Annotated in this window: 19 protein-coding genes and 1 other RNA gene; 11 read left to right on the top strand and 9 right to left on the bottom strand. The window is 71.0% G+C overall.

What is annotated here, in order from left to right; translation table 11 throughout:
• Positions 1-221 precede the first annotated feature (221 nt).
• Positions 222-1,445 (top strand): DUF1972 domain-containing protein, encoded by a 1,224-nt coding sequence (locus tag MKK68_RS03085; protein WP_244028611.1) that lies wholly within the window; start codon positions 222-224, stop codon positions 1,443-1,445.
• A gap of 2 nt (positions 1,446-1,447) precedes the next feature.
• Complete coding sequence (locus MKK68_RS03090) at positions 1,448-2,701, top strand: glycoside hydrolase family 5 protein (protein WP_244028613.1); 1,254 nt, start codon at positions 1,448-1,450, stop codon at positions 2,699-2,701.
• Here the strand turns inward: MKK68_RS03090 and MKK68_RS03095 are convergent.
• Together MKK68_RS03095 and MKK68_RS03100 are read right to left on the bottom strand one after the other, a co-directional pair.
• The gene (locus MKK68_RS03095) at positions 2,655-3,989 is read right to left on the bottom strand and encodes a VpsF family polysaccharide biosynthesis protein (protein ID WP_244028615.1); all 1,335 of its coding nucleotides are present in this window, start codon (positions 3,987-3,989) and stop codon (positions 2,655-2,657) included. The genes MKK68_RS03090 and MKK68_RS03095 overlap by 47 nt on opposite strands.
• Positions 3,990-3,999: 10 nt before the next feature.
• Positions 4,000-6,102 carry a GumC family protein gene (locus MKK68_RS03100; RefSeq protein ID WP_244028618.1) on the bottom strand — a complete coding sequence of 701 codons (2,103 nt, stop codon included), beginning with the start codon at positions 6,100-6,102 and terminating at the stop codon, positions 4,000-4,002.
• Positions 6,103-6,455: 353 nt separating this feature from the next.
• On the opposite strand from MKK68_RS03100, the gene MKK68_RS03105 reads away from it, so the two are divergent.
• The 6 genes from MKK68_RS03105 (at position 6,456) to MKK68_RS03130 (ending at position 11,739) form a co-directional block, all read left to right on the top strand.
• Positions 6,456-7,931: a formyl transferase gene (locus tag MKK68_RS03105; RefSeq protein WP_313899212.1), complete on the top strand. Its 1,476-nt coding sequence runs from the start codon at positions 6,456-6,458 to the stop codon at positions 7,929-7,931.
• A 63-nt stretch (positions 7,932-7,994) separates the two neighbouring features.
• A non-coding RNA gene (ssrS, locus tag MKK68_RS03110) (6S RNA) lies at positions 7,995-8,151 on the top strand.
• On the top strand, positions 8,141-8,728 hold the full coding sequence (locus tag MKK68_RS03115; RefSeq protein ID WP_243983554.1) for a 5-formyltetrahydrofolate cyclo-ligase: 588 nt from the start codon (positions 8,141-8,143) through the stop codon (positions 8,726-8,728). Before ssrS ends, MKK68_RS03115 begins: the two co-directional genes overlap by 11 nt.
• A gap of 2 nt (positions 8,729-8,730) precedes the next feature.
• A complete protein-coding gene (locus tag MKK68_RS03120) occupies positions 8,731-9,549 on the top strand; it encodes a TIGR00282 family metallophosphoesterase (RefSeq protein WP_244028621.1) in 819 nt (272 codons plus the stop codon).
• 268 nt (positions 9,550-9,817) lie between these two features.
• On the top strand, positions 9,818-10,726 hold the full coding sequence (locus MKK68_RS03125) for a MotA/TolQ/ExbB proton channel family protein (protein ID WP_244028663.1): 909 nt from the start codon (positions 9,818-9,820) through the stop codon (positions 10,724-10,726).
• The gene (locus MKK68_RS03130; protein WP_244028623.1) at positions 10,726-11,739 is read left to right on the top strand and encodes a peptidoglycan -binding protein; all 1,014 of its coding nucleotides are present in this window, start codon (positions 10,726-10,728) and stop codon (positions 11,737-11,739) included. The genes MKK68_RS03125 and MKK68_RS03130 overlap by 1 nt, the downstream gene beginning before the upstream one ends.
• Before the next feature lie 106 nt (positions 11,740-11,845).
• Here the strand turns inward: MKK68_RS03130 and MKK68_RS03135 are convergent, their stop codons facing one another.
• Both MKK68_RS03135 and MKK68_RS03140 read right to left on the bottom strand, forming a co-directional pair.
• Entirely contained in the window at positions 11,846-12,871 is a 1,026-nt protein-coding gene (locus tag MKK68_RS03135; protein WP_244028625.1) for a D-cysteine desulfhydrase family protein, read from the bottom strand.
• Between the two features lie 65 nt (positions 12,872-12,936).
• On the bottom strand, positions 12,937-14,781 hold the full coding sequence (locus MKK68_RS03140; protein WP_244028627.1) for an ABC transporter transmembrane domain-containing protein: 1,845 nt from the start codon (positions 14,779-14,781) through the stop codon (positions 12,937-12,939).
• Positions 14,782-15,042: 261 nt separating this feature from the next.
• Between MKK68_RS03140 and rpmE the strand changes: the two genes are divergently transcribed.
• Positions 15,043-15,294, top strand: a complete 252-nt coding sequence (gene rpmE, locus MKK68_RS03145) for a 50S ribosomal protein L31 (protein ID WP_147728574.1) — start codon at positions 15,043-15,045, stop codon at positions 15,292-15,294.
• A 96-nt stretch (positions 15,295-15,390) separates the two neighbouring features.
• On the opposite strand, the gene MKK68_RS03150 is transcribed toward rpmE, so the two are convergent.
• The gene (locus MKK68_RS03150; RefSeq protein WP_147728573.1) at positions 15,391-15,921 is read right to left on the bottom strand and encodes a DUF1465 family protein; all 531 of its coding nucleotides are present in this window, start codon (positions 15,919-15,921) and stop codon (positions 15,391-15,393) included.
• Between the two features lie 148 nt (positions 15,922-16,069).
• Positions 16,070-16,642 (bottom strand): TetR/AcrR family transcriptional regulator, encoded by a 573-nt coding sequence (locus MKK68_RS03155; RefSeq protein WP_244028629.1) that lies wholly within the window; start codon positions 16,640-16,642, stop codon positions 16,070-16,072.
• Between the two features lie 67 nt (positions 16,643-16,709).
• Between MKK68_RS03155 and MKK68_RS03160 the strand changes: the two genes are divergently transcribed.
• A complete protein-coding gene (locus MKK68_RS03160) occupies positions 16,710-17,108 on the top strand; it encodes a DUF2306 domain-containing protein (RefSeq protein WP_244028631.1) in 399 nt (132 codons plus the stop codon).
• Between the two features lie 6 nt (positions 17,109-17,114).
• Here MKK68_RS03160 and MKK68_RS03165 read toward each other — a convergent pair whose 3' ends face one another.
• The 3 genes from MKK68_RS03165 to MKK68_RS03175 all read right to left on the bottom strand — a co-directional run bounded on the left by MKK68_RS03165 (position 17,115) and on the right by MKK68_RS03175 (position 20,716).
• Positions 17,115-19,217, bottom strand: a complete 2,103-nt coding sequence (locus tag MKK68_RS03165) for a TonB-dependent receptor family protein (RefSeq protein ID WP_244028633.1) — start codon at positions 19,215-19,217, stop codon at positions 17,115-17,117.
• A 118-nt stretch (positions 19,218-19,335) separates the two neighbouring features.
• Positions 19,336-20,304: a DUF1775 domain-containing protein gene (locus MKK68_RS03170; RefSeq protein WP_244028635.1), complete on the bottom strand. Its 969-nt coding sequence runs from the start codon at positions 20,302-20,304 to the stop codon at positions 19,336-19,338.
• Between the two features lie 43 nt (positions 20,305-20,347).
• Positions 20,348-20,716: a hypothetical protein gene (locus tag MKK68_RS03175; RefSeq protein ID WP_244028637.1), complete on the bottom strand. Its 369-nt coding sequence runs from the start codon at positions 20,714-20,716 to the stop codon at positions 20,348-20,350.
• Between the two features lie 232 nt (positions 20,717-20,948).
• Here MKK68_RS03175 and MKK68_RS03180 point away from each other — a divergent pair, with 232 nt between their 5' ends.
• Positions 20,949-22,256, top strand: coding sequence for a murein L,D-transpeptidase (locus MKK68_RS03180; RefSeq protein WP_244028639.1), 1,308 nt, complete (start codon positions 20,949-20,951; stop codon positions 22,254-22,256).
• The last annotated feature ends 7 nt before the right edge of the window (positions 22,257-22,263 follow it).

The raw sequence follows: 22,263 nt of genomic DNA on the forward strand, positions 1-22,263 counted from the left end.
AGGTGATGCGGCGGACGGCGCGTCCGTCCCGCGCGGCGAGGAACCCGCCCGGCGCCCGAACATTCCCGTCCGTGAAAGAATACCCGGTCCGAAGTATTGGATCAGCACGCATAAGTTGAATTAACCACTGACACAACAACTAATGGTTGTATTCCGGAGACGCTTCGTTAGTAAGTCTTCTCGCATACCGGAAGTTGACTGAAATCGGAAGGGGTTCGCGTATGCGGGAACTTGCGCCGGCGCTCCTAATTCTTGGGACGCGCGGCATCCCTGCGTCGCATGGCGGGTTCGAGACGTTCGCGGAACGGCTCGCGCTGCATCTCGCCGCGCGCGGCTGGCGCGTCGGCGTCTACTGCGAGCGGGATGTCGAGCGGGTCGGGCGGCGCGTCTCCACCACGATGTGGCGGGGGATCGAGCTGATCACCGTGGAGGTCGCCGCGACCGGCCCGGCGGCGACGTTGGCCTTCGACGCGTTCTGCGCGCACGACGCGGTGACGCGCGGCGGCGTCTGCCTCGTGCTCGGCTACAACGGGGCGATCTTCCTGCCGTATCTCAGGCTGCGCGGCGCCAAGATCCTGACCAACATGGACGGCATCGAGTGGCGGCGCCCGAAATGGTCCTTGGCGGTGCGGGCGTTCTTCTGGGTGAGCGAGTGGATCGCGGCCTGGAGCTCGCACCGGCTGATCGCCGACCACCCGACGATCGCCGACCATCTCGCGACCCGCCGTCCGCACCGGGCGATCGCGACGATCCCCTACGGCGGCGACCCGATCCGCGCGCCGAAGGAAGCGCCGATCCGGACGCTCGGGCTCGAACCCGATCGATTCCTAGTCTCGATCGCGCGGATCGAGCCCGACAACAACGTGCTGGCCTTCGTCGAGGCGTTCTCAAGGAAGCCGCGCTCTGCCAAGCTGGTGGTGCTCGGCACGTTCGACCCGAGCAACGCCTACCACCGGGCGTTGCGGCGAGCGGCAGGGGAGGGCGTGGTGTTCCCAGGCGCGATCTACGAGGCCGAGACGGTCCAGGCGCTGCGCCACCATGCCCGCGCCTACCTGCACGGGCACACGGTCGGCGGCACCAACCCTTCGCTGGTCGAGGCCCTGTGGGCCGGCAATGCGGTGATCGCGCACGACAACGCCTTCAATCGCGGCACTGCGGGCGACGGCCAGTTCTACTTCTCCGACGTGGACGGATGCGAGCGGGCGATCGAGACCGTTCTCGGCGACGACGCGGCCGTCGCGGCCGCCCGTGCAGCGGCCCGGCGGAGGTCCGCCGCCTTTTCGTGGAACGACATCCTGGCCGCCTACGAGCGCGAGGCGCGCCGGCTCGGCGGATATCCGCCGATGTCCGAGCCGATCACGGACGATGTGCCGGCGATGCGCCCGGGTGCGGGCGGCCTGCCGCTCCGCCGGACGGCCGGCGCCGCGGCGGATCCGGTCGCCTGACGATGGCGACGGACCGCCGTACGGTGATCGGCGGCGCGCTCGCCATGACGCTCGCCGGGCCGGTCGCAGCCGCGACGCCCGAGCCGGTGGTGCTGCGCCGTGGCATCAGCCTGTGGCCGTGGTTCTCGCTGACCCGGGAATATCCCGCGCCGCGCACCGACTACGCCTGGCCGCCGTTCCAGCCCGACCGCCCGGTGCCGAATGCCGGCGACCTGCGGCACCTGGCGGAGGCCGGGTTCGATTTCGTGCGCCTGCCGATCGATCCCGGCCCGTTCGCCGCCTTCGCCGGCGCGCAGCGGGAGCGGCTGTTCGCGATGCTGTCCGAGGCGGTCGACCTGATCCTCGCGAGCCGGCTGTCGTTGGTGCTGAACGTCCAGGCCAACGCCGCGACCCATTACTACAACCCCGATCGGTTCTACGGGACGGCGACGGCGCCGCTGCTTCCCGCCTACCGCGACGTCGTCGTCGAGCTCGCCCGGCGCTTCGGCGGGCGGGCGCCCGGCCGCATCGCCCTGGAACCGGTCAACGAGCCGCCGCAGGCCTGCGGGGCGGTGGCCTGGAACCGGGTGCAGGCGGCGCTCCTCGGCGCGGCGCGGAAGGCGGCGCCCGCCATGACGCTGGTCGCGACCGGCGCCTGCGGCGGCATGGGCTCGGGCCTCACCGCCCTCGACCCCGCCTCCTTCGCCGCCCTCGCTCCGGTGCTCTTCACCTTCCACTTCTACGAGCCCTACCTGTTCTCGCACCAGGGCGCGCCCTGGATGAAGGACGAGCCGATCTATCGGGCGCTCAACGACGTGCCGTGGCCGGCGCGCGCGGGCACGCTCGACGCGACGCTGGCGGCGGTCCGCGCCCGCATGCGCGCCGACACCGCGACCTCCGACGCGGACAAGGCGGCGGCCTACGCCGTCACCGAGACGAAGATGAAGGAGTACTTCGCTGCCGCCCCGGACCGCGGCTACCTCGATCGCAATTTCGCCGACATCCGAACCTGGGCCGACCTCTACGGCGTCGCGCCGCGACGGATCCTGATGGGGGAGTTCGGCGCCCTGAGGAGCGATGCGCGCTACGTCGCGTCGCGCGCCCCCGATCGCGCCCGCTACATCCGCGACGTCCGCGAGGCGGCGGAGGCCGCGGGCTTCGCCTGGGCGTTCTGGAACCTGTTCGACGGGCTCGGCCTGATGGACGACGCCCACCGCATCGATCCCGCGATCATCGCCGCGCTGGGCCTGACGATGCCGGGGACGGCGAGGCGCTGAGCGGGCGGCGCGGGTACAGCACCAGCAGCATCAGCGCGAACTTGGCGAGGAGGGTCGTCTTCCCGCCGATGCTCTCGAAGGTGTTGATCAGCACGACGAAGGCGAGGATCGGCAGGAACACGCCGTGCCGGCACTGCCGCGCCACCTCGTAGAGGAACAGCGCGATCGCGACGATCAGCAGAACTGTCATCGCGACGCCGTTGTAGAGCAGGCTGCGCACGATCGGGTTCTCGATGCCCCATTCGAGGCCGTACATCCGACGCAGGGTGTCGACGATCGACGGATCGGGCCCGACCAGGAGATCGCGGAACGGGATCGCATCGAAGATCGCCAGCATCTCGACGCGGGCATTGGCGCTGCCGCCGTCCGAGACGAAGCGCTCGAGCAGCGCGTCGAAGAAGCCGCCGACGGCGAGCCCGCCGACGACGATCGGCACCATCGTCAGCATCAGCACGGCGATCGCCGCCCCGAGCAGCGGCACGCGCCCGGTGCGGAGCGCCCGGTTAAGGGCGACCACCGCGAAGACGCTGCCGAAGCACAGCGTCACCACCGTCGCCGAGCGTCCGCCGAAGGTGATCAGCGCCACCAGCTGCAGGGTGATGAAGCCGGCGCGGGTGATCGGACGGAGCTGGCCGCCGCCGTTGAACAGGGCGAGGATGTAGCAGGCGGTCAACGTCGCGTTGGCCAGCGGATGGCCCTGCAGCGCCGCGGAGCGCGTGTCGGTGTCGAAGGCCTGCCCGTCCATGCGGAACGGAAAGAAGCGCTGGCCGCTCACGAACTCGACGAGGCCGAGCGCGGCGTTGGCGACCATGACCGCGTGCACCACGATCTCCACGTGCCGCATGGTGATCGCGTCCCGGTCGGCCATCAGGATCACGACGAGGCCGGTGAGCACGTAGGTGTCGAGCGAGCCGGCGAGCCCGGTCCCGTTCCGCGAGGCGATGAAGGCAAGCAGCCCGAAGCCGACGAGGCAGAGCAGCACGCTCGCGGGACGCCGCTCGGCCGCCGCCGCCATCGGGATCACCGGGTTGCCGGCCCGCAGCATCGTCCAGCCGAACAGGAACACCGCGAGGTAGGTCGCTGGATGGACCTTCTGCGCCGCCGAGCCGGTGATGCCGTCGTAGTTGATGCCCACGGCCCAGAGCATGCCGCCCGACAGGCCGCAGGTGATCAGAGCGAGCACGACCAGGGCCCAGGACTCGAAGCGCGCGAGGGAGGGCAGCGGAAACGCCTGCGGCTGCCGCCGGGCCGCGTGCGCCGGCGTCGTCGGGCGGTACGCCTGCGTCACGATCGGTTCCTCAGCTCGCCGCGCGCGCGTCGAGCAGCAGCGAGCCGGAGACCGGCCGGCCCAGGGCCTCCGAGGTGCCGACGAGGCTGAGGAGGTCGCGCTGGCGGGTGGCGCCGTTGCGCACGATCAGCAGCAGGCGGTCGGCGGCCGCCGCGACCGGCCCGATCCGCAGGTTCTCGGACAAGACGCCGCCGTCGAGGATGACCAGCTCGTAGCGCCCCTTCACCCCGGCGAGGAAGCGCTCGACGTTGGTGCGCAGGAACGCGTGGCGCACCGGCTTCTGCGCGTCGCCCATGCCCATCCGACGCGCGCCCGTCGCGGGGTCGAGGCGGGTGACGGCGTTCAGGCTCTGCTCGCCGCGGAGCACGTCGAGGAGGCCGCCGACGCTCGAATCGTCGATCCGCATGTCGGCGTCGACGATCAGCACCCGCTCGCCGCGCGCCACCGCGACGGAGGCGAGCAGGTCGATCACCGCCTTGCGGTCGGCGTCGTCCGCCTCGCCGGAGGTGACGAGGATGCTGATCGAGCGGCCGCCATCGGTCGATTCGTGAAGGTGGTCGAGGGTGAAGCCCGCCGCCGACGCGCTGGCGCCGTCGCTCCGGCGGCGCAGGCGCGGCAGGGTCGCGACGACCGGCGCGTTCGACAGGCGCTCGAGCTGGCGCTGCGACAGCACCGTCGGCTCGGCATATTCCCGAACCAGGGCGAAGCCGGTGCCGAGGCCGAGGCCGGCGAGCGAGGCCGCAAGCACCAGGAACAGCCGCGGCGGCCAAGAGGCGTCCGCCGGCGGGCGCGCCCAGGTGATGACGCGGGCGTTCGTGCTGTCGATCCCGGTCTGCTCCTTCAGCTCGCGTGAGCGCACGAGGAAGTTGTTGTAGACGGTGCGGCTCGCGTCGACGTCGCGCTCCAGCTCGCGCAGGCGGATGCTCGACTGGGCGCTGACCGCGGATTGCTTCTGGAGCTTCTCGAGGTCGGCGGTGAGCGTGCGCTCGTTGGCCTGCGCCCGCTGATATTCAGACTCCGCGGCCTGGGCGATGCGGCCGAGCTCGCCGTCGATCAGCTGCTTCACGTCTTGCATCTGCGCCCGCGTCGCGGCGATGTACGGGTGCCGCTCGCCGAGATTGGTGCGCAGGTCCGCCTCCTTGCTCGCCAGCTCGGCGTACTGGCCGCGCAGGCGGTCGATCACCGAGGATTGGATCGCCTCGGGCGTCGCGCCGGCGGCGAAGGGCCGGCCGCGCGCGTCCTTGACGCCCTGGAGGCGGGCGCGCGCCTCGGCCGTGCGGGTTCGGGCCGCCACCACGCGGGCGTTGCTGTCGGTGAGCTGCTGCTCGCCGACGAGGCGCCCGCTGGACGCGATCAGGCCGTTCTTCGCCTTGTAGTCCTCCAGCCGCAGGTCGGCCTGGTTCACGGCGTTGCGCAGGTCGTCGAGGCGGGCGCGCAGCTCGCCCGATGCGCGCATGGCGCCCTCGGCCCGGGCCTCGGTCTGGTCGGACAGGTAGGATTTGGCGATGGCGTTGACGATCCGCGCCGACTTGTCCGGATCGGTGGTGGTGACGATCACGTCGACGACGAAGACCTTGTCGGCACGCTTCACCGCGAGCTTGCGCCGAAGCCGGTCGAGGGACTGCCCGCGTGCGTCGACGACCTTGTCCGGCTGCGGCCCGGCGATCATCTCGCGGAGTGAGCGCACGGCGCGCCCGACGATGCCGGTGCTCGCCGCACCGAACTCGGGATCCTTGTCCAGCCCGGTCTCGGCGATGGCGCGCGACAGCACGGTGTCCGATTCGATCACGCGGACCTGGCTCTCGACCTGCGTCACGCCGCCGTCGGGCGACAGCGCTCCGGGATTGACGTCGTTGTTCACGACGACGCGGTCGCGCGGATCGATCAGGAGTTGCGCGGTCGCCGTGTAGAGGGACGGCGTGAGGACGGCGTAGGCCAGGGCCGCCAAGCCCAGCACGCTCGCCGTGCCGAGGATCAGCTTCCAGCGCCGGAACAGGATGCGCCACAGGTCGCCGAGCTCGGCCGTGGTCTCGGGCTTGGATGTGACCACGCGCTCGGGCGCGACCGGCTCGATCCAGGCCGAAACGGCAAGGTTTCTGTTCAGCTGTGCCACCGTGGGCCACCGTCGTGTCAAATTGGGTCAGTTTTACAGACGCCTGACCGGATACTGCAAGGTGCGCGCAACTGAATGAAAATCCCTCAAGACTGCGTAGCACCCCGGGTTCGGACATCGCTTCTTCGGGTAAGGGTTAATGTCGATCGGTCGGCGGCCTCTGTCTTCAAGGTTATCTTCTCGGTCACGAAATTGGTGATAGATCGCAACGACGGATTGCACCGGGTATCCCGGTTCCTGGCGCCGAATGCGACGGGCGGGGACGCGGCGTTCGCCGGGACGTTCGAGAGGGATCGGTCGGCGGCATGCGTCTCAGGTTGCGTCTCGACGGTCGGAGGCCGCGCCTTTGGCACGTGCACCTGCTCCGTCGGATCGCCGTCCTGCCGGGCGTCGACGCGATCGAGATCGATGCGCGCCCCGGGCCGGACGCGTGGCCGGCCAACGCCGACCTGCTGTTCTCGCTCGAGACGCTGATCCACCGCCTGCCGCGATCGGGCGCCTCGTCGCCGGCGCAGGATCGCGACCTGTCCGCGTGGCGGCCGACCGGGCATGCACGGCCGGATCTGATCGTCGACCTCTGCGGCGACGTCGCCGCCGCGGAGGCCGGCTCGATCTGGCGGTTGTCCTACGACGGCCGGCCGGGCGAGGCCGGCCTGCTCGCGAGCCTCCTGGCCGGGCGGGCCCCGATGATGGCGCTCGCCGACGGGAGCCGGCTCGTCGCATCGGGTCGCGCGGGCACCGAACGCCGCGGGGTGATGCTGACCTCCTTCGACGACGCGCTGATCCGCACGGTGTCCCTGCTGGCGGCAGCGCTCGCCGGGCGCCACGAGGGCGGCCCCGCGACGGGACGCCCCGGGATCGCGGCACCACCGGCCGAGCTCACGGCCCCCCAGATCCTGTCACGCACCGGGCGCATCCTCGCCCACGCCGTCGCGCAGCGGCTCTACCACTTGTGCTACCATGCCCCGCACTGGCGGGTCGGCTGGCGCCGGCTCGACGGGCCGGACGTGATCGACCTTCGCCGGCACCCCGACACCGGCTGGACCACCCTGCCCGACGACGGCCGGCGCTTCTACGCCGACCCGTTCCCCCTCGATCATCGCGGCGAGACCTGGCTGTTCGTCGAGGATTTCGTCCACGCGACGGCCAAGGGCATCGTCTCGGCGGTACGGTTCTCGGCCGACGGCCCGATCGGCGTGCCGGTTCCGGTACTGGAGGAGGCCCATCACCTCTCCTATCCGTTCGTGTTCGAGCGCGCGGGCGAGGCCTGGATGGTGCCCGAGACCGGCAGCGCCGGCACGATCGACCTCTACCGCGCCACCGCCTTTCCGGGCGGCTGGGTGAAGGAGGCGACGCTGGTCTCCGACGTCGTCGCCAGCGACGCGACCCTGGTCGAGCATGGCGGCCTGTGGTGGATGTTCGCGACCGTCCGTGATGCGCCGCTCGGCGCGGCGCTCGGCAGCGGCTCGTACTCGGATGCGCTCCATCTCTGGTCGGCACCGGATTTTCGCGGGCCCTGGACGCCGCATGCCCACAACCCGGTGCTGGTCGACGTCGCCTCGGCGCGGCCGGCCGGACGCATCGTCGCGCGCGACGGAGCCCTGATCCGCCCGATCCAGGATTGCACCGAGGGCTACGGCCGGGCGCTGGCGCTCGCCCGGATCGACCGCCTCGACGCGGAGGGCTACGCGCAGACCGTCGAGACGAGGCTGACCGCCGGGCCGTCCTGGCCCGGCACCCGCCTCCACACCCTCAACCGGTCGGCGACGCTCGAATGCATCGACGGGTCGGCGCGCTCGCCCCGCCTGCGCACCCTGCTCGGCCGCTGATTTCGCGACGCTCGGCGCTCGCGCCCCCTGGCGCGGACGGGGGCGCACCGCTACATGTGTCGGGCGGGGCTGCAGAGTCCGTCAGGAGCACTTTCCCCGGGGCCTTATCGACTCCCCCGGGAGCTGTCCCTGGCCTCGTCCCTGGACTTGGCCAACACGGCGCCCACCTACACTGTAGGTTTCCCGGGATCGATCCTCCAACGGCTCACGTGGCTCCGCACTCGACCTCCTCCGACAAGGCCGCCCTGCGAAGCGACGCGCTCGCACGGCGCGACGCCCTCGACCCGGAGATCCGGCGCGCCGGATCGCTGGCGATCGCCGAGCATGCCCTCACGGTCGCGGGCCTCGCCGAGGCCGCCCTCGTCGGCGCCTTCTGGCCGATCCGCAGCGAGGCCGACCCGCGCCCGCTGATCGAGCGCCTGTTCGCCCGCGGCCAGCGCGTCGCGCTGCCGAAGGTCACGCCGGACGGCCTGGTGTTCCGCGAGTGGCGCGCGGGCGAGACGCTGGTCGCCGGCCGCTTCGGCCTCAGCGAGCCGCGCGACGACCTGCCGGCCCTCGACCCGACCGCCCTGATCGTGCCGCTCGCCGCCTTCGACCGGCGCGGCCAGCGCATCGGCTACGGCCGCGGCTACTACGACCAGGCGATCAGCCGACTGTCGCGCAGCGGCCCGGTGCTGACCATCGGCATCGCCTTCTCGGTCCAGGAGATCCAGCGGGTCCCGGCCGAGCCGCACGATCGCCCCCTCGACCACCTCGTGACCGAGGCCGGGTTCGTTCCCCTCACCAAAGACCTCTGACGATGCGGCTTCTCTTTCTCGGCGACGTGGTCGGGCGTCCCGGCCGAAAGGCCGTCACCGACCGGCTTCCCGCCTTGCGCGAGCGCTGGCGGCTCGATTGCGTGGTCGTGAACGGCGAGAACGCGGCCGGCGGGTTCGGCATCACCGAGTCGATCTGCGACGAGATCCTCGGAGCCGGCGCCGACGCGGTGACGCTCGGCAACCACTCCTTCGATCAGCGCGAGGCGCTGGTCTTCATCGCCCGCCAGCCGAAGCTGGTCCGGCCGGCGAACTACCCGCCCGGCACGCCGGGCCGGGGCGCCACCATCGTCGAGACCCGGGCCGGCGCCCGCGTCCTGGTCGTCAACGTGATGGGTCGGCTGTTCATCGACGCGCTGGACGACCCCTTCGCCGCGGTCGAGCGCGAGCTGTCCGCCTGCCCGCTGGGCGAGGCCGCCGATGCGGTCGTCGTCGACGTCCATGCCGAGGCGACCAGCGAGAAGCAGGCCTTCGGCGTGTTCCTCGACGGCCGCGCCAGCCTCGTCGTCGGCACCCACACCCACGTCCCGACCGGCGATCACCGCATCCTGCCCGGCGGCACGGCCTACCTGACGGATGCCGGGATGTGCGGCGATTACGACTCGGTGCTCGGCATGCAGAAGGAGGAGCCGCTGCGGCGTTTCCTGCAGAAGACGCCGGGCGCCCGCCTCGAAGCGGCGCAAGGGGAGGGCACCCTGTGCGGCATCGCCGTCGAGACCAATGCGGACGGCCTCGCCGTCGCGGTCTCGGCGGTTCGCCTCGGGCCTCATCTCGAGGAGACCTGGCCGCGGGATTGGGATTAGTCCGCACTGAACGATGTGAACGCGCGCGGTGCGGCTTGATCGCATCGGAGGCTGACGCCACAGTGCCGGCCTGCTCGATCGAGGCCGCCGATCATCTTCGGAAGACGACCTCGCGCCACCTTCCGAAGAGTCGCGACCGATGGCCGCCCGTTCCGACACCGCGTTTCCCGCACAGCCGAGTGCGGACAGGCCGATCGGCAAGAGTCCGGCAGGCAAGATTCCGGCGGCTAGGAGACCGATCGCGAAGCCGGGCATCTACCTCGTCCGGATGCTGGTCTTCCTGATCCTGGTCGGGTTCCTCGCCTTCATCCTGTTTCGCCAGATCACGCCCGCCTTCCAGGCCAATCCGGGGCTCAACGGCCTGATCCTCGGCGTGCTCCTCATCGCGGTGCTGCTGGCCTTCGGGCAGGTGATCCGGCTCTACCGCGAGGCGTCCTACGTCAACGCGGTCGCCTCGGGGGAGGCGGCCAAGCGCCCGCCGCGCCTCGTCGTCCCGCTGGTGCCGGCGATCCAGGCCCGGCGCGACGGCACGACGCTGCCGGGGGTGCGGGCCTTCCTCGACACCGTCGCCGCGCGCCTCGACGAGGGCCGCGACACCCTGCGCTACATCGCCGGCATCCTGATCCTGCTCGGCCTGCTCGGCACGTTCTGGGGCCTCATCGACACGCTCTCGGCGGTCGGCTCGGTGATCAAGTCGATGCGTGGCGGCGGCGAGGCCAGCGTGATGTTCGACGAGCTGAAGAACGGGCTGGCCGTGCCGCTCGGCGGCATCGGCCTGGCGTTCTCGGCGTCGCTGTTCGGCTTGGCGAGCTCGCTCATCACCGGCTTCCTCGACCTGCAGGCGAGCCAGGCCCATGCCCGCTTCCACAACGAGCTGGAGGACTGGCTGGTCTCGGGCGAGGAGGCGGCCGCGCCCGCGCCGGTTCAGGCGCGGCAGGAGCCGGTCGCGGTCGAGGCGCTGCAGGAAGCCGTCGACCGCCTGACCACCGTCGTGTCGGAAGGCGCCAACGGGCGGGCGGCGACGCTGGCGATGACCAACCTCGCCGAGGGCATCCAGGGGCTCGTCCAGCACATGCGCGCCGAGCAGCAGATGATCCGCGACTGGGTCGAGGCCCAAGCCGGCCGCGAGCGCGAGATGAAGCAGGTGCTCGACCGGCTCGGCCGCGAGCGGGTCTGATGGCCTCCCGCCTCGTCCGCCGCGACCGCGGCGTCAACGTCTGGCCGGGCTACGTCGACGCGCTGGCGACGCTGCTCCTGTCGGTGGTGTTCCTGCTGACGATCTTCGTCGTCGGCCAGTTCTTCCTGTCGCAGGAGCTGACCGGGCGCGACACGGTGCTGGCCAAGCTCAACCGCCAGATCGTCGACCTCACCGACCTGCTGGCGCTCGAGCGCTCGAACCGGCGCGGGCAGGAGGAGACGGCGCAGGCGCTCCGCAACACCCTGCTCGCGACCGAGGCCGAGCGCGACCGGGCCCGCGCCGAGGCCGCGGCGACGGCCTCGAGCAAGGGCCAGGCAAGCGACCTCGACAGGCAGCTCCAGGCCGAGCGCGGCGCGGCCGGCCGGGCGCAGTCGCAGATCGACATGCTCAACGACCAGATCGGCGCGATGCAGCGCCAGCTCGCGGCGCTCGAGGATGCGCTCGCGGCTTCCGAGAGCCGCGACCGCGAGAGCCAGGCCCGCATCGCCGACCTCGGCAGCCGCCTCAACGTCGCACTTGCGCAGAAGGTGCAGGAGCTTGCCCGATACCGCTCCGACTTCTTCGGCCGCCTGCGGCAGATCCTCGGCAATCGCACCGACATCCGCGTCGTCGGCGACCGCTTCGTGCTGCAATCCGAGGTGCTGTTCCCGGCAGGCTCCGCCTCGCTGAAGGCCGAGGCCGGCCCGGAGCTCGACCGGATCGCGGGGGCGATCCTCGACCTCGCCAAGCAGATCCCGGCGGACCTGCCCTGGGTGCTGCGGGTCGACGGCCATACCGATTCGCGCCCGATCGCCAGCGCGCAGTTCCCGTCGAACTGGTCGCTCTCTGCGGCGCGCGCCATCGCCGTCGTGCAGTACCTCGCGAGCAAGGGCCTGCCGCCGCAGCGGCTGCTCGCCGGCGCGTTCGGAGAGTTCCAGCCGCTCGACGCCGGCACCACCGACGAGGCCTACGCGAAGAACCGCCGGATCGAGCTGAAGCTGACCGAGCGCTAGAGCATTGTCGAGCGAGGTTGATCCCGGCTCGCGGGAAGACAATGCGATCCCACGACACGATAGAGCATTTTCCGTGACCTGGGGATCAGGGAAATGCTCCAGGGGCTTACGCTTCGGCGAACGCGCTTCGATACGCGAACAGCCCCGGCACCCCGCCGGTCATCAGGAACAGCACCGCCTCGCCCGGCCGGTAGCGGCCGGCGCGGACGTCGTGCAGCAGGCCGGCGAAGGCCTTGCCGCTGTAGACCGGATCGAGCAGCACGCCTTCGCTGCGGGCCATCAGGCGCACGGCCTCGCGCATCGCATCGGTCGGGATGCCGTAGCCCGGGCCGCGATGATTTCCGTCGATCACGATGTCGGAAGCGGACAGCGCCGCGTCGGGCTTCAGCAGCCCCAGGGTCGCATTGGCCTTGGCCAGCGTCTCGGCCTCGGCGTGGTCTTGCGCCGCGAGCACCGCGTAGGACTTCGCGAGCCTCGGATCGCGACCGATCGCGAATAGCCCGGCGGCGAGGCCGGCATGGGTGCCGGCGCTGCCGTTGGCGGTGAGGATGTGGGCGAAGGTCACGCCCATCGCCTCGGCCTGCCCGGCGATCTCCTCGGCGCAGGCGGCGTAGCCGAGGCTGCCAACCGGGCTCGAACCGCCGGACGGGAACACGTAGACCCGCCGCCCCTCGGCCCGCAGCGCGTTCGCGCGGACCTCGGCGGCGGCGAGCGAGTCGGCGTCGGCCGGCAATTCGTGGACGCGGGCGCCGAACAGGTCGTCGAGGAAGCGGTTGCCGTTGCCGACGTAGTCCGGGTCGGTGCGCGGCACGCTCCGGGTCAGGAAGAGTTCGCAAGCGAAGTTCTCGCGCGCGGCGGCAGCGGCGGTGAGGCGCGCATGGTTCGATTGCAGCGCGCCGACCGTGATCACGGTATCGGCGTTCTCGGCGCGGGCCGCCCCGAGCAGGAACTCGAGCTTCCTGAGCTTGTTGCCGCCCCCGCCGATCGGCGCCAGGTCGTCGCGCTTCACGAACAGGCGGACCCCGTTTAGCGCCGGGCCCAGGGCCGCCGAGAGCCGGTCGAGCGGCTGGATCGGCGTCGGACGCTCGAGGAGCGCGAGACGGGGGAAGCGGGCAAGGTCGAGACGACTCATGCTACGGGTCTACTGCGTCGCGCTGCCGGGTTGAACCGGCAACCTCCGATTGCGCGATCGCGACGCTACTCCGCGGCGGAGACGCTCACCCCGCGCAGGCGCGGCTCCTTGCCCCGCGCGGTCTCGTCGAGGGCATCGGTGAACTGCAGGGCGGCGAGCTGCGCGTAGAGCGCGCCCTGTGCCAGCAGGCTCTCGTGGGTGCCGTCCTCGACGATGCGGCCGTCGTCGAGGACGAGGATGCGGTCGGCGGCGCGGATGGTGGCGAGGCGATGGGCGATGACCAGGGTCGTGCGCCCGCGCATCAGCCCGTCGAGCGCCGACTGCACTGCGCGCTCGCTCTCGGCATCGAGCGCCGAGGTCGCCTCGTCGAGGAGCAGGATCGGCGCGTCCTTCAGGATCGCGCGGGCGATGGCGACGCGCTGGCGCTGGCCGCCGGACAGGGTGACGCCGCGCTCGCCCACCGGCGTGGCGTAGCCCTGGGGCAGGGCGCGGATGAAGCCGTCGGCATGGGCCAGCTCGGCCGCGCGCTGCACCTCCGCGTCGCTCGCCTGCGGCCGGCCGTAGCGGATGTTCTCGGCGACCGAGCCCGAGAACACGGTCGGGTCCTGCGGCACCAGCGACATGCGGGCGCGCAGGGCCTCCGGGTCGACGCGCGCGACGTCGACCCCGTCGACGAGTACCCGGCCCGATTGCGGATCGTAGAAGCGCAGCAGCAGCTGCAGCACCGTGCTCTTGCCGGCGCCCGAGGGGCCGACGATGGCGATGCGCTCGCCGGGCGCCGCGGTGAAGGCGATGCCGTCGAGGGCGGCCGTCATGTCCCGGGTCGGGTAGGCGAAGCGCACCGCCTCGAACGCGACGGCGCCGCGGGCCGGCACCGGCATCGGCACCGGATCGGCCGGCGGCTTGATCGCGGGCACGGCGGCTAGGATCTCGCCGAGGCGCTCGGCCGCGCCCGCGGCCTGGGCGAGCTCGCCGTAGACCTCCGAGAGCTGCCCGAGCGCGCTGGCGCCGAAGACGGCGTAGAGCACGAACTGCGACAGCTGCCCGGCGCTCATGGTGTGGGCGAGCACCCCTTGCGCGCCGTACCACATCACCCCGACGACGGAGGCCGAGATCAGGAAGATCGCCACGCCGGTAAGCAGCGCGCGGGCGCGGATCGATTCGCCGGCGGCCAAATAGGCGTTCTCGGAGGCCTGCGCGAAGCGGTCGGCGGTGGCCCGGCCCATGCCGAAGGCCTGCATCGTGCGGACCGCGCCGACCGCTTCCGCCGCGTAAGCGGAGGCGTCGGCGAGGCGGTCCTGCGCCGCGCGCGAGCGGCGTCGGACGCCGCGGCCGGAGACGATCAGCGGGAACACGATCAGCGGGATCGCGACCAGCACCAGCACCGACAGCCTCGGGCTGGTGATCACCATCATCGCGACGGCGCCGACGAACAGGAACAGGTTGCGCAGCAGGATCGAGATCGAGACGCCGAACACCGCCTTGACCTGGGTCGCGTCGGCGGTGAGCCGCGAGACGATCTCGCCCGACTGCGTCTTGTCGAAGAAGGCGGGATCGAGCAGCGTCAGCTGCCGGAAGACGGCGCTGCGGAGGTTGGCCACCACGCGCTCGCCCAGCGTCACCACCGTGTAGTACCGGGCGGCGCTCGACAGGGCGAGCACCGCGACGACGCCGAGCAGCGCCAGGAAGTAGGCGTTGATCATGCTCTCGCCCTCGGGCGAGAAGCCGTGATCGATCACCCGGCGCATGGCGATCGGCACCGTCAGCGTCGCGGCCGAGGCCGCCAGCAGCGACAGGAAGGCGGCGACGATCCGCCCGCGATAGGCCGCCGCGAAGGGGATCAGCGGCCGCAGCGAGCTCAGCGGGGCCTTGTCGCGACCTTCGGCGGGCGGGTTCTTCTTGCGGGCCATCACGCCTCTGGTGTTTCGTCCCTCGTCCGCGCGACAAGCATGCTTGTGAGCGGCCGGAGCCTGCGGTATACGCGCGCCTTCTTCCGATTGCGCGTGTGCAATGGCCGCGGGCCGCCAAGACGGGCCGTCGGCTTCGCATGAGCGGTTCGCACGAACGTGAGGTTCGTGGCAACGGTCCGATCACAGAGTTTCAACCCACGGATCTTACGGGCCGCGCCCTCCGCGCTCCCGGAGTTCGTGCACCGTCGAGGACGAGACGTCATGGCAAAGAGCGCGGCCGACAAGGCCAAGGGGACCGAGCACCCCGAATACCACTTCATCAAGGTCGTGATGACCGACGGCACCGAGTACCGGACGCGCTCGACCTACGGCAGCGAAGGCGACACCCTGAACCTCGACATCGATCCGCTGACCCACCCGGCCTGGACCGGCGGCGAGCAGAAGATGCTTGATCGCGGCGGCCGCGTTTCGCGCTTCACCTCGCGCTTCGGCAACCTCGTCGGCCGCAAGTAAGGGTTTCGATCCCGGCCTCGGCGTGCTGCCGGGGCCGGATCAACGCAAGAAGGGCGGCACCGCGGTGCCGCCCTTCTTGCGTTCTGGGCGTTCCGCTCAGGCCTGGAGACCGGGAAATGCCGAGCGCAGGCGGTTCTGCTGGACGGCGACCGGGCTCTCGACGGCGGCCGGCGTCGGGCGGTCGTCGGAGATCAGGCCGTCGAGGTGCAGGATGCGGGCGTGCAGCCGGCGGGCGCGCAGGATCAGGTTCTGCAGCCGGACCGGCAGGAGCGTGAAGCTCTCGGCCTTCGGCGCCTCGGTCGCGGCGAGCCGCACCCGGTTCTTCTCCTGCAAGGCCTGGCTCGCGGTGAGCTCGCCCTCGGACACCGCGCGCTGCACCAGCAGCCAGGACGCGATCTGCATCAGCAGGGTGGTGAGCCGCATGCTCTCCGAGGCGTAGGACAGGGTTGCGTCCCGCGAGATCAGGCGCGACTCGTCGCGGCCCTCGCCGTCGAGATACGCCGCGGTCTCCTCCACCAGCGCCATGCCGTCGTGGAAGAGCGTCCGGAAGGCGTCGGACGTGACGTAGGTCCGTCCGAAATCGACCCAATCCCGTTCGTCCCGGAACGTGACGTCGTACCCGTTCATCCTGCCTCCTGCGTCGCTGCCGGGGCCCGTCGTCGTTCCGTCTTGGAACGCTCCCGGCCTGTCCGCGACCCTTGCCGCAATCCTAGCGCCGAACGGAGGTCCCGCCGCGACAACCGAAAGGTAACCTTAACGCCGCTCGTCGCTCGGCTCACCCCAGAGCTGCGAACGCCGCTTCGGGAGGGATCTGCCGCTCGACCACGAGGTGGGCCAAGCCGTGAACCAAGGCCCAAGCTCGCAACGCCTCGCCCGGGTCGCGCCCGCCCTCGGCCTCCACCGCGCCTTCGAGGATCGCGTACGCAGCCAGGGCCGCGTCCGCCAGCGCGGGGAAAGCTGACTTCTCGCTCTCGCCGCCGAACATCAGCAGGAAATACGGCCGTTCCTCGACGGCAAACCTCAGGTAGGCGCGGCCGAGTGCGCGCACGCGCTCCTCCGTCAGCGGCGCGACGTCGTCGAGGCGGCGACGCAGGCGATCGAAGCCCTCGGTCGCGAGCTCGGCCAGCAGCGCCTGTCGGCTGGCGAAATGCCGATAGGGCGCATTGTGGGACACGCCGGCCGCCCGTGCGACCTCGCGCAGGGTGAGTTCGGCCGCGCCGTTCGCCATCAGCAGCCGCGCCGCCGCCGCGAGCAGCGCGCGATGGAGATCGCCGTGATGATAAGCGCCTGAAGGCGGAGATGTTGACATTGCCAACACATTTTCCCATGATGTTGCTATCGCCAACATAGGCGTGTCAGATCATCGCGTCACGTCGGCGTCGTCCGACGCACGCCTTCGGCCGGGGGTGATGGTGATGAACGTGGCACCGCTCGCGTCGGCCGGTCTCGTGGTTCAGGCGCACACGCTCGCGGCGCTGCTCGCGATCGTCCTCGGGTCGGCGCAATTCATCCTGCCGAAGGGAGATCGCCGGCATCGACGGCTCGGGCGCGCCTGGGTCGCGCTGCTGGCCGCCGCGGCCCTCAGCTCGTTCGGCATCCACGGCATGCGCGAGTTCGACCCGTGGAGCTGGATCCACGGACTGTCCGTCTTCACCCTGGTCATGCTGGTCGTCGGGGTCCAGCATGCGCACGCCGGGCGCATCTTCGCCCATCGTTGGACAATGATCGGCCTGTTCGCCGGCGCCCTCCTGATCACCGGCCTGTTCACCCTGGTTCCGGGCCGGCTGATGCACGCCGTGCTCTTCGACGGTTGAGAAACCTCAGAACGCCGCGCGCACGCCGCCGAACACCGACCGCCCGGCCCCCGGATAGAACGCCACCGGGCCGCCGGCCACGGCACCGGCGTTCGCGACCACGGTGATGTCGGAGACGTAGCGGGCATCGAGCAGGTTGCGGGCGTCGACGAACAGCGAGACGCCGTTCGCGAAGTCGATCCCGGCCTGCACGTTGAGCAAGGCGTATCCCGGCGCCTTCAAGGTGTTGGCGTGGTCGGCGAACGCGCCCTGAGGCACCCAGTCGACCGACGGGGCAATGTGGAAGCCGCTCGGGTGGACGTAGCTCACCACCGTGCGCAGCACGTCCTGGGGCAGGCCGGCGATGCGGTTGTTGCCGTAGACGGGATCGCCGACGAAGCGGAAGTCGTTGTGCGTCCAGATCTGGGACAGGCTCAGCCGGTCGCCGACGCCCGACAGGTCGCGGGCGAGGTCGAGGCCGAAGGCGGCCTCGACGCCCTGGTGCCGGGTGCGTGGCGCGTTGAAGGTCGCCGCCGGCAGGTTGATCGCCGCGCCGAGCGCGGTGTTGAAGTTGATCAGCTCGTCCCGGATGTCGGCACGGTACAGGGTCACGTCCCAGGTCAGGCGGTCGATCCGTCCGCGAGAGCCGGCCTCGTAGGTCCAGGCGCGCTGGGCCTGGAGGGGGACGAAGGTGGTGCGCAAGATGTTGGTCTGCACGAGGTCGCCGAAATCCGGCACGTCGCGCGAGCGCGTAACGTCGCCGAACACCTGGATCTCGGGCAACGGCTGCCACAGCAGGCCGAGCTTCGGGTTCACCCCCTCGTAGGTCTCGTCGGCGAACTGCACGTTCGGGCTCGCCGCCAGGCCGCCCTTGTTGCTGTAGGTGCGGTTGGACGAGAACGCCTTGGCGCCGGTCATCAGGGCCACGTCCGGCAGGAACCAGAACCGGTTCTCGCCATAGGCCTCGAGGTTCGAGGCGCTCTGCAGGGCGTTGAGCGTCTGCGCGCCGCGCTGGCCCTGGACGTTGACGAATTGCAGCGCCGAGTTCTGCCCGGCGAAGGCACGCAGGCCCAGGATCGTGTCGTTGCGGAAGCCGCCGAGGTCGAACGTGCCGGCCCAGTGCGGGCTGATGCCGTAGGTCCAGCCGTCCTGGTCGATCGCCTGGAAGATCGGATGGTAGAGCGATTTGTGGATCGCCCAGGTGTCGACGTCGAGCTTTCCCACGTCGAGGACGAAGCTGGTGCGGTTGGCGATGCGCTCGGTCTCGACCTTGCGCGACTGGTTTCCGGCGATCGCGGCGGCGTTGGCCATCGTCGGATTGTTCAGCGCGTCGGACAGGCTCAGCGTGCCGGGCAGCTTCTGGTCGGTCAGGTAGATGCCGGCGTAGAACCGCGTCTCGACGCCCGGCGCCAGCTGGTAGCCGAGGTTGGCGTTGAAGTTCTGCGTCCGCTGGGTCTCGTGGTCGCGGAAGCCGTCGGCATTGGTGATGGTGCCGTTCACCAGCACATCGACCGGGCCCGAGATCCGCGAGGCCTGGAAGTTCTCGCGGATCGTGCCGAAGCTGCCGCCGTCGATCCGGACGATGTTGGGCGCGAATGCGGTGTAGGCGGTCGGCGTCACGGCGTTAATCGCACCGCCCAGCGTCGTCGCGCCGAAGGTGAGGGCGTTTCCGCCCTTGTAGACCTCGACCGAACGCAGCGCCAACGGATCGATCTGGTAGAAGTCGCCGCTTCCGTCGGCGAGGTTGAACGGGATGCCGTCCTGCAGAAGCTCGATGCCGCGCAGGTGGAACCCGCGCGCGATGCCCGACCCGCGCACCGACAGACGAAGTTCCTGCCCGTAGCGCTCCTGGACCGCGACGCCGGGCGTGTCCTTGAGCACGTCGCGCAGGGTGTTGGCGTAGCGGTCCTGGAAGCTCGCCGCGTCGACGAAGGCCACCGACCCGACCGTCGCGTTCAGAGCCGCGCGCTGCTCGGCGACGCTCGGGACGGTGACCGAACCCGCCGCGGCACCGCTGACCGAAAGCTCGGGCAGCACGACGGCATCCGACGGCTCCTGCCCCCGGGAGGGCAGGGCGGCGGACAGCAGGACGGCGAGCGCCAGGGCGCCCGTTTCGAAGGGACGGGACATGCGAGACACCTTCCGACGGCCGCCGGGCGCGCGTCGGCGCGGGCAGGCACGTCCGGACTGGATGGAGAGGGCGACGCCGACGCGGATCCCGAGCGGATGCGCGCGGCGTCGGCGCGGATCAGTGGTGGGCGTGACCCGCCGGCGGTGCGGCGGGCGCCTGGGCGCCGATCGGCGCGACCGTGAACGTCACCGGCACGGTGCCGGCGCGCGCGAAGGTCAACGTGCCGGCGACCGTCTCGCCGACCTTCGGGCTCGCGGTCAGATCTTCGAACATCAGGTGCAGGCCGCCGGGGGCCAGCGTCCCGGTCTCGCCGGGCCTGATCGTCAGGCCGCCTTCGACCGGCGCCATGCGCATCACGCCGCCGTCCATCGACATGCTGTGGATCGTGCCGCGCCGCGCGAGCGGGATCGCGGCCGCCGTCAGGGTGTCGGGCACGGTGCCGGCGTTGGCGATGCTGACGTAGCCGCCGGCGACGGTGGCGCCGGCGGGCGTCGCGCGCAGCCAGGGCGTGGCGATGGTGAGGTCGCCGGCCTTGATCGCGGCCGGCGCCGCGTCGGGCTGGGCCGCCGCGACGATCCGCACCGACGGCGCCGGCGACTTCAGGTCCCGGGCGGTCTGGCCGGGACCGGGGATCTCGCTCCAGCGGTAGCCGCCGCCATCGCAATCCTGCTCGACCGGAAAGTACGCGGTCGCGCCCGGCGCGAAGGTGTCGGAGACCCGGGCGAAGAAGGTGAACTCGTCGATCTGGTCGTCCGGCAGGGCGCCGCCGGTCCAGGTGATCGCCGTGACGCCCTCGGACACCATCCCGTGGAAGGACTGGTAGGGCTTGGCGTAGGCGCCCCGCGTCGTCGTCACTTGCCAGCCGGGCTTCGGCATCGGCTTGGCGCCGACCATCCCCTCCGGGATGGTGACCCTGACCCGCGTGGTGAGCCGGCCGTCGCAGCCGTGGTTGATCTGCACGACGCCGCGATAGGCCGCGTTGGGGCTGGCCTCCTTGCGGTCGAGGGTGGCGTGGGCGAACGCGCCCGGGCCGGGCAGGACGAAGCCGAGCGCGACGCAGAGGCCGGCACGCGTGATTCGGGACATGGCAAAGCTACCGTCTGGCTGAAGGGATCGGGCGGCGATCGGTTCAGGCGACGGGCGGACCTCGCGGATGGGCGATGGCGCGGGGCGGCGCACGCGGGCCGTTCGCGGCGGCCCGCCAGAACGCGGTGGTGGCGACGCGGCCTTGCGGCCAGATGATCGTCGCGGCGGTGTCGCGAGGCGCCAACGCGTCGGCCACGTGGTGGGCGGCGGTGCAGCAATCGGCGTGGACGTGAGGCGTGTCCGGCGAGGGATCGCCGGCGGCGGCAGCGCCCGATAGGCACAGGGCATGGACGTCGCCGGCCATCGGCGTCGGCATCAGGCCGCCGAGGAAGCCCTGCAGGACGAACGCGTAGAGCGCGATCACGGCGGTGATCGCGCGCAGAGGTCTCGTCCTGTGGCTCCCGGGCGTCATGCCGACCCTGTCCGGCGACCGCGTCGCGTCTTCCGATTCCTTGGCACGGCTGGGCCGACTCCGCTGTGGCACGGAGGACGCACGCACCCGTGATGTGCGGGCACGCACCGGCACGCCACAATAAAGCCCGGTCGCCATGGAGTCTTAACCGTACCCGGACACCTTGGGCCCAAGGGAAACGGCGGCACAGCGCCCGCTCCACCTCGCCCATCCATGGACCAGAGCCACCACGATGCTCATTCAGGCTACCACCCGCGCGACCCTGGGACTGGCGCTCCTCGGAACCGTCGCCCTCGTCGCCCCGGCTTCGGCGCGCGAGCAGGCCGGCGCCGGCTATGCCCAGGCCGAGTGGGCGCAGGACTACGCCTCGCCCGCCGCGATGCAGGTCCAGCGCTCGTCGACGCCGATCCTGTCGCCGCAGACGGTGGCGGCCACCGAGCAGATGGTCGAGCGCTACAAGGAGATCGTCTCCCGCGGCGGCTGGAAGCCGGTCTCCGGTGCCGACCGCCTGCGCATCGGCGCCCGCGGCGCGGTGGTCGGGGCCGTGCGCCAGCGCCTGATCGTGACCGGCGACATCGACCCGGTGGCCGGCAATTCCGGCGTGTACGATTCCTACGTCGCCGCCGGCGTGAAGCGCTTCCAGGCCCGCCACGGCCTGAGCCAGACCGGTACGATGAGCATGGCGACGCAGCAGGCCATGAACGTGCCGGCCGACATCCGCCTGCGCCAGCTCGAGATCAACGCGGTGCGCCTGCGCTCCTACTCGGGCAACCTCGGGCAGCGCTTCGTCATCACCAACATCCCGGCCGCCCTGGTTCAGACGGTCGAGAACGGTCAGGTCGTGACGCTGCACGCCGCCGGCGTCGGCAAGATCGACCGCCAGTCGCCGATCATGAACACCAAGGCGACGCAGATCAACTTCAACCCCTTCTGGACGGTCCCGGCTTCCATCGTGAAGAAGGACCTCATCCCCAAGATGCAGAAGGATCCGAACTACCTCACCGACAACAAGATCCGCATCTTCTCCGGCGAGGCCGAGATCCAGCCGAGCCAGGTCAACTGGAACTCGGACGAGGGCACGCGCTACCGCTACCGCCAGGATTCGGGCGCCGACTTCAACTCGATGGGCATCGTGCGCATCAACATCCCGAACCCATACGGCGTGTTCATGCACGACACGAACACCAAGGGCGTGTTCGGCGACGACTTCCGCTTCATCTCCTCAGGCTGCGTCCGCGTTCAGAACGTGCGCGAGTACATCACCTGGCTGTTGAAGGACACGCCCGGCTGGGGTCGCGAGCAGGTCGAGCAGGCGATCGAGAGCGGCAAGCGCGTCGACGCCACGCTGTCCTCGCCGGTGCCGGTCTACTGGACCTACATCACCGCCTGGGCGACGCCGGACGGCCTCGTGCAGTTCCGCGACGACATCTACAAGCGCGACGGCGTGAACGTGCCCTCGACGATCGGCGCGCCGACGCCGGTCGCCAGCGCCGAATCGACCGCTCCGCAGAGCTTCGAGCCGGGCGACGAGGAGAACTAGCCCCGAC

The sequence above is a fragment of the Methylobacterium sp. E-016 genome, assembly GCF_022829745.1.
Classification (GTDB): Bacteria; Pseudomonadota; Alphaproteobacteria; order Rhizobiales; family Beijerinckiaceae; genus Methylobacterium.

Bases quoted from the DNA above. Each gene is read 5' to 3' on its own strand.
- MKK68_RS03085 (WP_244028611.1), top strand. From the start codon at position 222: ATGCGGGAACTTGCGCCGGCGCTCCTAATTCTTGGGACGCGCGGCATC.
- MKK68_RS03090 (WP_244028613.1), top strand. From the start codon at position 1,448: ATGGCGACGGACCGCCGTACGGTGATCGGCGGCGCGCTCGCCATGACG.
- MKK68_RS03120 (WP_244028621.1), top strand. From the start codon at position 8,731: ATGCGGCTTCTCTTTCTCGGCGACGTGGTCGGGCGTCCCGGCCGAAAG.
- MKK68_RS03125 (WP_244028663.1), top strand. From the start codon at position 9,818: ATGCTGGTCTTCCTGATCCTGGTCGGGTTCCTCGCCTTCATCCTGTTT.
- MKK68_RS03130 (WP_244028623.1), top strand. From the start codon at position 10,726: ATGGCCTCCCGCCTCGTCCGCCGCGACCGCGGCGTCAACGTCTGGCCG.
- MKK68_RS03135 (WP_244028625.1), bottom strand. From the start codon at position 12,871: ATGAGTCGTCTCGACCTTGCCCGCTTCCCCCGTCTCGCGCTCCTCGAG.
- MKK68_RS03140 (WP_244028627.1), bottom strand. From the start codon at position 14,781: ATGGCCCGCAAGAAGAACCCGCCCGCCGAAGGTCGCGACAAGGCCCCG.
- rpmE (WP_147728574.1), top strand. From the start codon at position 15,043: ATGGCAAAGAGCGCGGCCGACAAGGCCAAGGGGACCGAGCACCCCGAA.
- MKK68_RS03150 (WP_147728573.1), bottom strand. From the start codon at position 15,921: ATGAACGGGTACGACGTCACGTTCCGGGACGAACGGGATTGGGTCGAT.
- MKK68_RS03155 (WP_244028629.1), bottom strand. From the start codon at position 16,642: ATGTTGGCGATAGCAACATCATGGGAAAATGTGTTGGCAATGTCAACA.
- MKK68_RS03160 (WP_244028631.1), top strand. From the start codon at position 16,710: ATGAACGTGGCACCGCTCGCGTCGGCCGGTCTCGTGGTTCAGGCGCAC.
- MKK68_RS03165 (WP_244028633.1), bottom strand. From the start codon at position 19,217: ATGTCCCGTCCCTTCGAAACGGGCGCCCTGGCGCTCGCCGTCCTGCTG.
- MKK68_RS03170 (WP_244028635.1), bottom strand. From the start codon at position 20,304: ATGTCCCGAATCACGCGTGCCGGCCTCTGCGTCGCGCTCGGCTTCGTC.
- MKK68_RS03175 (WP_244028637.1), bottom strand. From the start codon at position 20,716: ATGACGCCCGGGAGCCACAGGACGAGACCTCTGCGCGCGATCACCGCC.
- MKK68_RS03180 (WP_244028639.1), top strand. From the start codon at position 20,949: ATGCTCATTCAGGCTACCACCCGCGCGACCCTGGGACTGGCGCTCCTC.